Annotated in this window: 12 protein-coding genes; 6 read left to right on the top strand and 6 right to left on the bottom strand. The window is 42.9% G+C overall.

What is annotated here, in order from left to right; all coding sequences use genetic code 11:
* Nucleotides 1-130 precede the first annotated feature (130 nt).
* Nucleotides 131-1,354, top strand: a complete 1,224-nt coding sequence (gene argJ, locus ACT3QQ_RS05755; protein WP_444527250.1) for a bifunctional glutamate N-acetyltransferase/amino-acid acetyltransferase ArgJ — start codon at nucleotides 131-133, stop codon at nucleotides 1,352-1,354.
* A gap of 324 nt (nucleotides 1,355-1,678) precedes the next feature.
* Nucleotides 1,679-2,077, top strand: coding sequence for a DUF4377 domain-containing protein (locus ACT3QQ_RS05750; protein WP_444527249.1), 399 nt, complete (start codon nucleotides 1,679-1,681; stop codon nucleotides 2,075-2,077).
* A gap of 99 nt (nucleotides 2,078-2,176) precedes the next feature.
* Here the strand turns inward: ACT3QQ_RS05750 and ACT3QQ_RS05745 are convergent, their stop codons facing one another.
* On the bottom strand, nucleotides 2,177-3,610 hold the full coding sequence (locus tag ACT3QQ_RS05745; protein WP_444527248.1) for an L-serine ammonia-lyase: 1,434 nt from the start codon (nucleotides 3,608-3,610) through the stop codon (nucleotides 2,177-2,179).
* A gap of 494 nt (nucleotides 3,611-4,104) precedes the next feature.
* On the opposite strand from ACT3QQ_RS05745, the gene ACT3QQ_RS05740 reads away from it, so the two are divergent.
* Entirely contained in the window at nucleotides 4,105-5,529 is a 1,425-nt protein-coding gene (locus tag ACT3QQ_RS05740) for a solute carrier family 23 protein (RefSeq protein WP_444527247.1), read from the top strand.
* Nucleotides 5,530-5,674: 145 nt separating this feature from the next.
* Here the strand turns inward: ACT3QQ_RS05740 and ACT3QQ_RS05735 are convergent, their stop codons facing one another.
* Nucleotides 5,675-6,607 carry a DMT family transporter gene (locus ACT3QQ_RS05735; RefSeq protein WP_444527246.1) on the bottom strand — a complete coding sequence of 311 codons (933 nt, stop codon included), beginning with the start codon at nucleotides 6,605-6,607 and terminating at the stop codon, nucleotides 5,675-5,677.
* A gap of 482 nt (nucleotides 6,608-7,089) precedes the next feature.
* On the opposite strand from ACT3QQ_RS05735, the gene ACT3QQ_RS05730 reads away from it, so the two are divergent.
* Nucleotides 7,090-8,091, top strand: coding sequence for a WG repeat-containing protein (locus ACT3QQ_RS05730; RefSeq protein WP_444527245.1), 1,002 nt, complete (start codon nucleotides 7,090-7,092; stop codon nucleotides 8,089-8,091).
* Between the two features lie 113 nt (nucleotides 8,092-8,204).
* Here the strand turns inward: ACT3QQ_RS05730 and ACT3QQ_RS05725 are convergent, their stop codons facing one another.
* Together ACT3QQ_RS05725 and ACT3QQ_RS05720 are read right to left on the bottom strand one after the other, a co-directional pair.
* Nucleotides 8,205-9,254 (bottom strand): alpha/beta fold hydrolase, encoded by a 1,050-nt coding sequence (locus ACT3QQ_RS05725; protein WP_444527244.1) that lies wholly within the window; start codon nucleotides 9,252-9,254, stop codon nucleotides 8,205-8,207.
* 27 nt (nucleotides 9,255-9,281) lie between these two features.
* Nucleotides 9,282-9,446: a rubredoxin gene (locus tag ACT3QQ_RS05720; protein ID WP_057759803.1), complete on the bottom strand. Its 165-nt coding sequence runs from the start codon at nucleotides 9,444-9,446 to the stop codon at nucleotides 9,282-9,284.
* Between the two features lie 355 nt (nucleotides 9,447-9,801).
* Here ACT3QQ_RS05720 and ACT3QQ_RS05715 point away from each other — a divergent pair, with 355 nt between their 5' ends.
* On the top strand, nucleotides 9,802-10,368 hold the full coding sequence (locus tag ACT3QQ_RS05715) for an adenine phosphoribosyltransferase (RefSeq protein ID WP_444522088.1): 567 nt from the start codon (nucleotides 9,802-9,804) through the stop codon (nucleotides 10,366-10,368).
* Nucleotides 10,369-10,474: 106 nt separating this feature from the next.
* Here the strand turns inward: ACT3QQ_RS05715 and ACT3QQ_RS05710 are convergent, their stop codons facing one another.
* Nucleotides 10,475-10,942, bottom strand: coding sequence for a hypothetical protein (locus ACT3QQ_RS05710; protein WP_444522089.1), 468 nt, complete (start codon nucleotides 10,940-10,942; stop codon nucleotides 10,475-10,477).
* A gap of 105 nt (nucleotides 10,943-11,047) precedes the next feature.
* Nucleotides 11,048-11,989, bottom strand: a complete 942-nt coding sequence (locus ACT3QQ_RS05705) for a transaldolase (protein WP_444522090.1) — start codon at nucleotides 11,987-11,989, stop codon at nucleotides 11,048-11,050.
* 458 nt (nucleotides 11,990-12,447) lie between these two features.
* Here ACT3QQ_RS05705 and pheA point away from each other — a divergent pair, with 458 nt between their 5' ends.
* Complete coding sequence (gene pheA / locus ACT3QQ_RS05700; protein ID WP_444522091.1) at nucleotides 12,448-13,620, top strand: prephenate dehydratase; 1,173 nt, start codon at nucleotides 12,448-12,450, stop codon at nucleotides 13,618-13,620.
* The last annotated feature ends 52 nt before the right edge of the window (nucleotides 13,621-13,672 follow it).

Genomic DNA, 13,672 nt, shown 5'->3' with positions numbered 1-13,672 from the left:
TTGCTCAGTTTACTAGTTATAGAGCTGAAGCCAGTTCTTTTGGTATCTGAATAGTTTTGAAATGGACTGTACTATTTATCACTTCGTATTCCGTTAATAACGATAAAAATTGAGAAATAAGGATTTTATTATGGCTGTTGGAAATGTATCAGTACCTGATGTTATCTATCCTATCGAGGGCATTAAGCTCAGTGCTACAGCGGCAGGTGTTCGTTATAAAGACCGCGATGATCTAGTCGTCATCGAAATATCTGATAAAGCCACTACTGCGGTTGTCACTACTAAAAATACCTTTTGCGCCGCGCCAGTGCGAGTATTGCGTGAGCACTTTGCTAAGGTCAGTCCGCGCTATTTAATTACTAATACAGGTAATGCAAATGCAGGTACGGGTGCTGATGGCAAACGCCGTGCTATTGATATCTGTACAGCATTGGCTGAAAAGGCTGATGTAGATACCAATACGATATTGCCTTTTTCCACTGGCGTGATTGGTGAACCATTAAATAGTGATGCGGTCATTGCAGGTCTAGATGATGCATTGGCTAATCTAGCGACTGATAGCTGGCTGGCTGCTGCTAATGGCATTCGTACGACGGATACTATTCCCAAATTATCCAGCCAAAAAATTGATGTAGCAGGTACTAACTATCACATCACTGGTATGTCTAAAGGTTCAGGAATGATACGCCCAAATATGGCGACGATGCTGGGCTATGTGGCGACAGATGCTAATATCGCTGCTGATCTACTGCAAGAGATGCTAAGCGCTATCAACGAGCAGTCTTTCAACCGTATTACTGTTGATGGTGACACCTCAACTAATGATTGTTGTGTGTTGATTGCAACAGGTGCTGCTAGCTCAGATATGATCGACAGCCCAGAGCATCCACATTATCAGCCAGTATTTGACGCATTAGCCGACGTGTTTGTTCGTTTAGCACAATTGATTGTACGTGATGGCGAAGGCGCGACCAAATTCATGACGGTCAAGGTGACTGGCGGTCAAATCACGCAAGAATGCTGCGATGTGGCTTATGCAGTCGCACATTCGCCCTTAGTAAAAACGGCATTTTTTGCCAGTGATGCTAACTGGGGACGTATATTAGCAGCAGTGGGTTATGCTGGTATCGAAGACCTAGACACAGAGCGAGTCGATGTGTACTTGGATGAAGTGATGATTTGCCAAAATGGCGGTGTCGCACCTGATTATACAGAAGAGGCGGGCAAGACCGTTATGAGTCGACCTGAAATTACCATACATATCGACCTTGCACGTGGTGATGCGAGCGATACTGTCTATACCTGCGATTTATCATATGATTACGTCAAAATAAACGCTGATTATCGTAGCTAGTAATTTTTAATAATACAAAGTTTACGTAGTTATATAAGAGCCAGAACAAATATTGTTCTGGCTTTTTAATGTCAAACATCTGCTCAGTAGCAAATCACTCTGTTATTTAATACGCTTTATTAACATCAGTTGCAAAAGCTGACGTTACTTTACAAAGCAGTCATAGAGAGCAAGACAAATTACGACCTATACTGGTCTCAGTAAATAGCAAACAGCCTTATTAGCTTTAACCAAAGTGAGATAAGGTGTTAAAAATAATAAGCTTGTTTAGACAACAGCGAACTAGTAATAAATAAGCAATAACAATTATCTGAGGATTGAATAATGAAAAAATTAGCACTTGCAGCATTGATGACGACTTTTGCACTTTCTGGTTGCTCTACTATGGGTATGGATAACGAGCGCACTATGGTTGTTGAAGGACAACCAATGAACGTCAAGGTAGTAAACATCCCAAGTTTCGAAGTAGAAGTTGCACCACGCAAAGCAGTATGTGACTTGACTGCTACTGATGGCAGCATGGTTGAATCACAGTGCTTACAATACCGTCAGACCTATCAGAAAAACTTCTCTACGTTAAATGGTAATATTCAAGGTTTTACTTATGAGCCGAATTACCGTTATGTTCTAGACGTACGCCAAGAAGCAATGACAGCAGAAGGCTCTAATGTAGTACAGCCAGTATGGATTCTAAACGAAGTGGTATCAAAAACTGCTGAATAATTTTGACACTGATATGTATCGAAACTAGTAACAACAAAAAGGCCTCTAACTCGTTAGAGGCCTTTTTGTTGTTACTAAGCTATTTTCCAAAAAATGCAATTAACACTGACTGTAATTGACACTAACGCCGCGCGTTGCCGTAGGGATTCTATTATCGGCATAGACAGCCAGACCGCCACGTGCTGTTTCTTTATATTTGTCAGACATATCTGCACCTGTCTGCTTCATGGTCTCTATCGCTTTGTCTAGAGATACGAAATGCTGACCGTTACCTCTGCAGGCTAAGCGTGCTGCATTAATGGCTTTGACCGCACCCATTGCATTACGTTCGATACACGGTACTTGGACCAAACCGCCAATAGGATCACAAGTAAGACCTAGGTTATGTTCGATGCCAATCTCTGCCGCATTTAGGCATTTAGCCGGTGTACCATTCATAATTTCTGCTAGTGCAGAGCCTGCCATCGCGCATGCAGAACCCACCTCACCTTGGCAACCAACTTCAGCACCAGAAATTGAGGCATTTTGCTTGATAAGGCTACCGATAGCAGTAGCGTTTAGCAAAAATTTACGAACACCATCTTGGCTGTAGTTAGGCAAAAAGTCACGATAGTAATGGAGTACTGCAGGAATGATACCTGCTGCGCCGTTGGTTGGAGCCGTGACTACTTTACCACCATTGGCATTTTCTTCATTGACAGCAAGCGCGTACAAATCGACCCAGTCCATAGCGGCTAATTTGTCATCCTTGGTGATAGGCTGATCTTTTTCAGCACACAGCTGCGTATGCAAATCTTGAGCACGGCGCTTTACATCTAAACCGCCTGGCAAGATACCACCGTTTTCACAGCCTTGTTTGACGCAATCTTGCATCACTTCCCAAATGCTATCTAGGTAAGCAAACACTTCTTCTTTTGTATGAAAATGACATTCGTTTGCTAATACCAATTCGCTGATGCTCAAGTCATGTTCACGACACTGCTCTAGTAGCTCTGCTGCGTTATTGAACGGGTAGGGAACTCTATCGATGGTTGGGCTAGCATGATCTTCGTCAGGGTTAGTCGCATCTTCTTCATTAATGACAAAGCCGCCACCGACTGAATAATAAGTCTGCTGATAGCGAGCGCCTTCAGCCGAGATAGCGCGTAATGTCAATGCATTAGGGTGATAAGGCAGCACAGTATCGTCATACCAGTAGATATCTTGTTCTGTATTAAAATCAATCGTATGCGTACCTGATACATTGAGAATTTTGTCAGAAAAAATAGGGGATAGGTAGCTACTGGTCAAACGTGTGTCTATCGTGCTAGGCGTATGTCCAAGCAGTCCTAATAAAATAGCAGTATCTGTTGCATGACCTTTGCCGGTCGCTGCCAACGAGCCATACAGCTCAATTTCAATGGTCTTAACGGCAGTTAGTTCTATCTGCTCAATTAGTGAGGTCAAAAACAAGTTTGCAGCTACCATCGGTCCGACTGTATGCGAACTGGATGGGCCGACGCCGATTTTAAATAAGTCAAAAACACTAATCATAATAAGTCACCAAAAATTTTAAGTGCTTTAGCATATTTTATTTATTGCATTGGGCACTTGTGTGAAAAATATAATAAACAGCCATCACGCCTAGTCACCGTTGGCAGGTGGGCGCGAGACACTATTTATAAAGGTAGTAAGGTAAATGAGCACAGAGAGCAGTTGAATAATAACTTTTATTTATTTTGAAACTCCGTTATCATGCTCGCAGTCAACAACTATGTAACATCCTGTAAGTTGGTTATCATCGTAAAATAAGACGAATTAAGAAAGACTGAGTTTTTTAGTCAGACGTATTCGGGTTCATACATTTAGCGAGATATAGTTATCATACCAAATAATACTTTTGGTTTGTCATATTACAACATAAATGAATGAATTGGGATGACATATTATAGATAGAAGAACTTAAGGTTCTGCTATTTATTGATGTACTTATTTTATCAGTTATTCTAGCCTATTACTTTAGCTTAGCTCACATAGGACAAGCGCGCATGGCATCTCAAAAAGACCCTTCATCAGCTTCAGACAATAGTGCTCAAGATCTATCGACTCAAAATTCCCTAGAATCTGCAGGCATTGATTCAGCAGCTATCAATTATCCGCACAATCCAGACTTTGAAAATGGCCGTTGGTTTCCGACATGGCGTCCTTATAAGGGCGACTTAGACCGGGACCCAGTCGGCATCAATGACTATTTACCCCCGTCAAAGAGTGTATTGCTCGGTATACAGCATACATTTGCGATGTTTGGTGCAACCGTTCTTGCGCCTCTATTAATGGGGTTCGATCCTAACTTAGCCATCTTGATGTCTGGTATCTGTACGGTAATGTTCTTTATGATTACCGGTGGGCGCATGCCGAGCTACTTGGGATCAAGCTTTGCTTTTATTGGTCCAGTCATCGCGGTGACCGCTTATGCAGGTGCAGGTTTCAATGACAACCTAAACGTTGCGCTAGGCGGTATTATGGCCTGCGGAATTATTTATGCATTGATTGGTCTGCTAGTGATGAAAACGGGTACAGGTTGGATTGAGCGTTTGATGCCGCCGATCGTGACAGGTGCGATTGTCATGATTATCGGTCTTAACTTGGCGCCAGTAACCATTCAAGGTGTGTCTACCAATCAGTTTGATGCTTGGATGGCGACTTTGACCGTATTGCTCATTAGTGGAGTGGCGGTATTTACTCGTGGTATGTTACGTCGTTTATTGTTACTCGTTGGTCTAGTGTTGTCGTACGTTGCTTATTTTGTCATGACCAATGTTTTAGGCTTTGGTACAGCGATTGACTTTAGCACGGTAGCCGCCGCTTCATGGTTTGGACTACCGAGCATCCATACTCCGCGCTTTGAGATGAGCGCCATTATCCTAATTGCGCCTGTAGCCTTTATTTTGGTCGCTGAGAACCTAGGGCATTTTAAAGCAGTAGAGGGTATGACCAAGTCTCGTGTGACGCCTTATATGGGCCGAGCATTTTTGGCCGATGGTTTGGCAACGACTTTTTCAGCAGGGTTTGGTGGTACAGGTGTTACCACTTATGCCGAAAATATTGGCGTCATGGCTGTCACCAAAGTCTATAGCACGACGATATTTGTCGTAGCAGGTTTGGTGGCTATCATACTGGGACTTTCACCAAAGTTTGGTGCTATCATTCAGACTATACCAGCGGCTCTACTGGGCGGTGCTTCTATTGTTGTCTTCGGTCTTATCACTGTTGCTGGGATAAAAATCTGGATCGATAGCCATATTGATTTTAGTAAAAACAGCAATCTAATCATCGCGGCAGTCACTGTCATTATGGGCACTGGTAACTTTAGCTTGCACTTAGGCGGTTTTGATTTAGGCGGTATTGGTACGGCTACTTTAGCGGCTATCGTGTTGAACGCGTTGTTTAATAAAAGTTCTGAGGTTAAATAAATTCTATGAGATTAAAGCTTGAATTTATCGAGTAAAAGCAGCCAAAATATATCTCCTCTAATAAAAAGCGTCCATACTATCAATAGTATGGACGCTTTTTATTAGCAGTTTTGAACAGCAATAGTAACGGATAACAGTGTCGGAATTATTTGTAGTCTCGCTTATAGAATCTGGAAAAAAACCGATAGCGGCGAAGCGCACGTGGTTTTGGTTTAAGTGAGCCTAAATAAATAGCAAGCATCGTTAATAGTGCGCCACTCCACTGTAAAGTATTAATCGGCTTGTCCAGCCAGCTATAGTCAATGACTAATGCTGCAATAGGCTCTGACAATAACAATAATCCGGTCAATGCCAACGAAAGCTTAGGGATAGAGTAGGCAATCAATCCCCACGCCAGACATTGCATCACCGTACCATAGATAAGCACCCAGCCAATCTCAGACCATGTGTTTGGTAGGATATTGCCTGTATCAAAGACAAACATCGGTATAATCATGGCTAAGACGCCGCCAACACTGATCAGCTGCATCAGCATAAATATAGGCGTCGGTTCAGTGTCATGCGTTTTACGGATAAATGTCATGGATGCAGCCAGCATCGCTCCTGATACAAGACCAGTGACAAACCCCCAAGTCGCAGCGGTGTTATGTGCAAATTCAGGGCTGCCTATCATCGCCACGCCTATCATGGCTAAAAATAAGCTAATAAGCTGCACGATAGACTGGCGCTCATTGAAATACAAAAATCCAATCGCGGCCAAGAAGAATATTTGCAGACTGTTAAGTAGCGTCGAAATACCAGGCCCAACCGCATAAATACTCTCATGCCACAACGCCAAATCTAATCCTAAAAACGCCCCCGATAGTAGCGCATAACAAATGGCGCGTCTTGATTTGGGCATACGTTGGCCCATTATCTTAGCCAATATAGCAAATACAATACCCGAAACAGCCAATCGCCAAAATGACATGGCCCATCCGCCAATATCGACGTGAGCGACAATCAAACTGCCCAATCCAAAAATGATACAACCAATGACTAAGCCAATAGGTGCAGATCGCGTTGAAGCAATAGCCATAATTTGTCCTTATAGTATTATTTTGAATAACAGCATTCTTATTATCATTGGTCTATGTCAGAACTTATGTTGACATGAAGCTATATTGTCGTGGTTTTGAGCGTGAAATGAAATGGCAAAATCATAATTTATTATGGTGAATGAAGAAACTATCGCTGTGAAAGAAATTGCTGGGCATGCTAGAAGGGAGGTGGTAGCCAAGGTGATTGATATAGCTAACTTTTTAATTAACTTATAATCGTTAAATAAAGGCAGTTATATCAAACTATTTGTATCAAAGCATCAGTGTATGAGTACTTAAAGAAGAATAAAGTATGCAAATGATCTCTTTATAGAGATGGTATGTGTGTAGCATTCTAAGCGACACTAACGTTGCAACACATGTATAGTGAATTGACGATATAATGCAACGTTTATTCAATGTACTTAACGTCTCATTTGTTATACCAAACAATCTACATATCATTTGTCTAGGTTTATTTATGCTTCAACGATTGCTATCAAAAAAACAGCCACATACATTGTTTGATTTATTACCAAAAATATCGCAATACAGTTTTATTGTGACGGTTCTATCCAGCACATTGCTTCTGATGCCTAGCGCCCAAGCTGCCAGTTGTAAAATCCCAAAAAGTTATTACAAAAACGTGTCCTGCACATCCAGTAGTCATTACTTTTTGGCGATCAAAGACTATGGTGCACCAGTGGCGTTAATTGACAAAAAGGGGAAACGAGCTGTTGATTTATTGCGTTATCAAAAGGTCGGTGCCGATAAACTATCGGGCGGTCTGTTACCTGTAACGCGTAACAATCGAGTTGGTTATCTTAATATGCAGGGCCGTGAAGTCGTACCAGCCATATACGATATATTGACAGAGAGTCAAGGATGGGCACGGCCTGTATCGAATGGGCGTATTGTGGTAAAAAAAGATGGTAGCTATGGTGTGATCAATACAGCCAACAGTACCGTTGTCTCTTTTTCGGCAGCGATTGATGATATCGATAATTATCGTAATGGGGTGGCGCGTATGCGCAAAGGCCGTGTAACCAGTTGGGTGGATAAAAATGGCAATGCAGTGAGTGACCCAAATGCAAAGAATGATACTCAGGCAGTGAATCAATCTAGCGCAGCATCACAGTCTGCACCAACGCGCTTTACGACGCTTCAATCGCGTCAGCAGGATGGTAAATGGGGTTTCGTCGATGATAATGATGTCATTATGATTACGTACTCATTTGATGAAGTACGTCCGTTCTCTGAGGGATATGCTGGCGTGCGTATCGGTGAAGAGTGGGGTTTTGTCAACTTAGGCGGTGAGCTGGTGATTCCTTTTCGCTTTGCTAATAGCGGTGTTAACGCTAACGATAGCTATCAAGGTAAGCCATCTTTTGTATTTACAGATGGTAAGGCGTGGATTGGTAACCTGAAGAATGGAAATAAGATGTGTATTGATAAGGAAGGGGCTGGCGTGGCTTGTGATTGATGCAATTCCCCAGATTGAAAAAATAATCAAAAAGAGTGTAAAGCCTACAAGTTAGCAATAGGTTTTACACTCTTTTTTACAACGCTAAGATTTTACGAACCTAATTTTTAAAGCTATTTGCCTGATAAATGATTACTAATCAAATCGACCATATATGGCTGATAATATTCTGGAATATCATGTGCCATACCTTCGATGAGATGGAAGGTGGCATTAGGAATAGTTTTGGCAACGACTCGACCTTGCGAGGCAGGTATTAATCCATCAGCGCTACCATGTAATACAATCGTTGGTGCTTTGACTTGTTTACTAAATCGGCTGATAGAGCCTGATGCCAAGATAGCATTGAGCTGCTGTACCGTACCAAGCGGGTGGAAATTGCGCTGATAGCGAATCTTAGCAATTTCACGCACCATACGCACATTGACATGGCCTGGTGTGCCGACCGTCTTCATGAACCAAACACTGTGACGCACGATATCACGTTCAGAATGACTCTCTGGACGGTTGATAAGGGTGTATAGCTGTTTGGGTTTAGGCGGCTTTAAAAACGCACGATTGGTCGTGGTAAACATAAGCGCCATCCGCTGCACCAGACTTGGATAACGTGCTGCTACGATTTGTGCAATCATCCCACCCATAGAGGCACCAAGCAGATGTGTCTTACCGAGTTTGAGTGCTTTAATTAAACGTACGGTGTCTTCAGCCATGTCAGTCAAGTTATAAGCGACCTGTGTGCTTTTATTAGACAATCCAGTTTGTAGACGTAACATCATCTTGAGCTGGCTAATACGCGGCAGCCCTTCTATCTGTACTTTAGAGGACAAGCCAATATCACGATTATCAAAACGAATCACAAAAAAACCAGCATCGATAAAGCGCTTAATAAAATTGTCTGGCCAAAATACCATCTGTGAGCCTAGCCCCATAATCATCAGCAGTGGCGGGTTATTAGGATTGCCGCCAGCTTCGACGCACAACTCAATACCATCACCGATGTCAATCATCGCTTGGTAAAGATGCTTACTCAAGTCAGAGTCGCGCCATTGATGCTCCCCAAGTCTGAGCCACTCAGGAGTAGGGTAGTTATTCAGATGCTCTTCTAGATTGCTATCTAGCGTTTCAGGCAATTTGGCACTATTGATGTCATTTGATTTTGTCATGAAGTGTCCTAATTAGAGAGTCATCTACTACAGCTCAAGCATCTCAAAATCAAGTTTGCCGACGCCGCACTCAGGGCAAGTCCAGTCATCAGGGATGTCTTCCCACTTAGTACCAGGTGCGATGCCTTCTTCTGGGCAGCCAAGCGCTTCATCATATATCCAGCCGCAGACAATACATTCATAACGTTTCATAAATAGTCCTATCGATCATTACAGTTGTAGCGTGCTACAAACGCTCATTTTTAACCTTACAGCTATTATATTAGACTGCAAAAACGCACGTAGTTTAGCATATAACCGCAGTTTTCATAGTTAAGTTTACACTTGTATATTGAGATGACTTTTCTTTTATCAAGTCAATCACATACGTTCCTTTATTAGCGCCTAATAACAAGCCCAGACGCCAGCCCATCATACGAAACCAATTATGCTATAATAATTGCCGCTAAATTCACCGTAATGCTCAGCATTTATCGCTGATATGTCATTCAGTTGTTGTCTTATCTAAACTAACTAAACCACCTAAATACATAAGCTAAGGGTCATCATGAGTACCAATGCCGCCGCCACATCCGCCACCGACCATGAGACGTCTCATGTGCTTAATACTGACCATCCGTTTTGGCAGATTATTCGCACAGTACCAGACTTTCCGAAAGCTGGCATTGATTTTTATGACATTACTCCGTTACTGCGCAGTCATGTTGATGCTGTTATCGATGCGCTGCTTGCTGCCTTGCCAGAAGGTCTTATGGATGAAGTGGATTGTCTGGGTGCGGTAGAAGCGCGCGGCTTTGTATTTGCCAGTATGCTAGCAGGTCGCTTGGGCAAAGGAATGATTTTGCTACGCAAACCAGGTAAGCTGCCACCACCTGTTGCCAATAAGGCTTATGCATTGGAATATGGTAAAGACACGCTTGAGATGCAAAACAATCTACCGCCTGAACGTGTACTATTAGTTGATGATATTTTGGCGACTGGTGGTACGTTGACCACTGCTTATGAGTTGTGTCAATCAGCTGATCATACTGTGGTTGGTGCGCTAGTGTTATTGGACTTGGTCGATTTGCATGGCGAGTTCCCAGTACCTGTTTATACGGTATTAAAAGCTTAGAGTGAACCACTATATTTTTTGACTGCTTTAAACATTTCTTACGATAAAAAAGCGCCCTGACATATAATCAGGGCGCTTTTTTAAATGTGTGTTGAGTAGGCTATATTTATTGCTCTTCACTCTGCTCGTAGGCTGTACAAGACTGCTCTATCACTGTGCGACCGACTGTCTTTGGTGTGGTGGTTTTAAAATCTTTTGTGGTCAATATTGGCTTTTCTGATTGCCATGATTTGGTTACTTTGCCTTCGGCATCGTAGTTAACAAAGGCTCGTCTGTAGTAACTGGCGTCTTTACACGAAATCAGTAGTTGTTGCTCACTATGGTCAATACTGCTTTTTTCTTCTTGCGAGTCATCGGTTTTAGTATCTTTGTCTTTAGGATAGGTTCTGAGAACAGATACTGTGATATTTTCGACGTCTTTTTCATCTATGATACGGATGTCAGAGCTTTCAATAGAATCCAAATCTATACTAAAAATTGATCCAGAGCTGCTCTCGGACACCTCTGCCCAGTTGACCGCCTGGGCGCTGATCGCTAAAGCACTGCCTGCCAATAATATTGATAGCCGTTTCATACTTAAGCCTTGCTTCTTGTCATTTGAAGTAGGTAATGATAGCCAACTTACTATTAGCAGGCAAATATCTTTTGTGCCAGCCCAGTATCCGTTGTGTGTGAATTATTACCCGCGGATGGCTGCTAATGTCTTAGCTAGCTCGTCACGCGCTCCGATAAAGCCATCAATGCCTTTAGGTAATAAGTCTTGCGTAACCTTATCTTGCTGATATGCAGCGCTAAACTCTTCGTGCGTTAAGCTCACTTGAGTCATCGCCTTCATATCCATTGACATGCTTGGAGACAGTTGGCGAGTTACTTCAGTGTCCATAGCCGCCAGCTCGTCAATGAGATTAGGAGCTATGGTCAATAAATCACAACCTGCCAATGCTAGAATTTGCTCGGTAGAGCGGAAACTAGCGCCCATTACTTGCGTCTGGTAACCGTGCTGCTTGTAGTACTGATAAATGAGCTTGACTGACTGCACGCCCATGTCGTCAGAGGCTGGTACGTGTTGACGGCTTTGCTGGCGTTTTTGCCAATCTAAAATACGTCCAACAAAAGGCGATATTAGGGTTACGCCAGCATCTGCACAGGCAATTGCTTGATGTTGTCCGAACAGTAGGGTTAGGTTACAGTGAATGTTTTGGGTCTCAAGATAGCGCGCCGCCTCGATACCTTGCCAAGTCGCCGCCATTTTGATCAATACTCTTTCTGAGTCGACGCCAGCTTTTTGGTAAGCATCCATAAAGGCCAGTGCCTTATCTATCGTCGCTTGAGTATCGTAAGATAGACGAGCGTCGACTTCGGTAGAGACTCGGCCTTCGATCAGCGCCAAAATATCACAGCCGACTTGAACGGTCAGCGCATCGATCACGGCATCAACGTCACCATTATGACGACTCATCGCTTCTGACAGCATGCCCTGGTTATCAGGATGAGTCATGGCCTTAGTGATAAGGCTTGGGTTGGTGGTCGCATCGATAGGTTTTAAACGGGCAATAGCGGCAAGGTCACCAGTGTCAGCAACAATGGTAGTCATAGTGCGTAGCTGTTGTAATGCGCTCATCAGGTATCCTTTTTCTTATTAATCACATGATGCTCCTCTTATATATAACGGGTAGGGAGCTGAACTGAGACTGTAACACAGTTTTGAGCCAGTGTTGCCTCATAGTTGTGCTATACGTCGCTGTTATTTGGCTTAACTTTGCTAATATTAATAACAATTAGTATATTTATACGCATTTACGAATGGGCACTGACCTCAGTTTTTGCTATAGTAGAGCCGACTATGTATCAAGCTGCTGTATTTGGCAGTAAATATAGCATTAACGCCAAATAGCGTTAGCAGTATAAGGTGTTTTTGATAGACTATTTTAAGCTCAATTTTGGATAGGGTTTCTATCATCACTCTTTAACTGAAAAACAGTGAGATTTGGCAATGATGCTACCTAAGTAACAACAATATTTGAATAACAGTAATATCTAACAGCGATCAGCGATAAAATCTAAAAAGGATGGGCGGTAATGAGCGAGCAGTCACCAGAGCAAACAATGGATAATCTAAATCAAACCACTACAGGCGCTAGCGATATCGCAACTGAAAAAGAGTTTTTAGACAATATTCGCCAAAATATTGACGCAGTAGACTGTGAAATCCAAACGTTAATCAATAACCGTGCAAAGCTGGCTCAGCAAGTAGCGATGGTCAAGAAAAATCATACTGCCGCTGATGACAGTAGCAATCCTATCTTTTATCGTCCTGAGCGTGAGGCGCAGGTACTAAAAGCAGTCATGGAACGCAATGCAGGTCCAATCGCTGATGAAAAAATGGCGCGCCTATTCCGTGAAATCATGTCAGTATGCTTGGATTTAGAAGCACCGCAGCGTATTGCCTTTTTGGGTCCTATTGGTACCTTTACGCATGCCGCTGCGCTAAAGCACTTTGGTAAAGCAGCTGATACCGTACCAATGACTACCATTACAGATGTGTTCCGCGAAGTTGAAGCCGGTACAGCGATGTATGGCGTGGTCCCTGTTGAAAACTCTTCAGAAGGTGTCGTCAACCATACTCTAGATGGCTTCTTATCTTCTACCTTAAAGATCATTGGTGAAGTTGAGCTGCCAATCCATCAAAACTTCTTGGTTGCTGAACATACCAAAATTGACGGCTTAAGCCGTATTTATTCGCATCAGCAGTCGCTTGCTCAGTGCCGTCATTGGCTAGATGTAAACTTCCCTAATGTTGAACGTGTTGCCGTATCGAGCAATGGTGAAGCTGCTCGCCGTCTCAAAAACGAATGGCACTCAGCTGCGATTGCAGGTGACGTTGCTGCTGCAGAATACGATCTACATAAGCTTTACTCAAATATCGAAGACAACCCAAGTAATACCACGCGTTTCCTTATTATCGGTCATGAGGCGATTGCGCCATCTGGTCAAGACAAAACCTCGATCGTCGTTTCAGCTCATGATAAAGCAGGCGCACTGATCGAAATATTGAAACCTTTGTCATATCACGGCGTCTCAATGACCAGTATTGAGACGCGTCCTGAGCGTCCTAATAAATGGGCCTACGTATTCTTTATTGACATGAATGGTCATGTTAATGATCCAAACGTTAGTGCCGCCATCAATGATATTCGTCCATTAGTCAAAGATTTACGCATATTGGGCTCATATCCAAAAGCTGTCCTATAGACGATTATAGGCTTACTCACAGGTATTCATACATAATAGATGGGTCTTAGCT

This window comes from Psychrobacter sp. AOP7-A1-24, from assembly GCF_052376235.1.
In the GTDB taxonomy this organism is placed as follows: domain Bacteria; phylum Pseudomonadota; class Gammaproteobacteria; order Pseudomonadales; family Moraxellaceae; genus Psychrobacter.
This window is presented reverse-complemented; position numbering and strand designations above follow the sequence as displayed.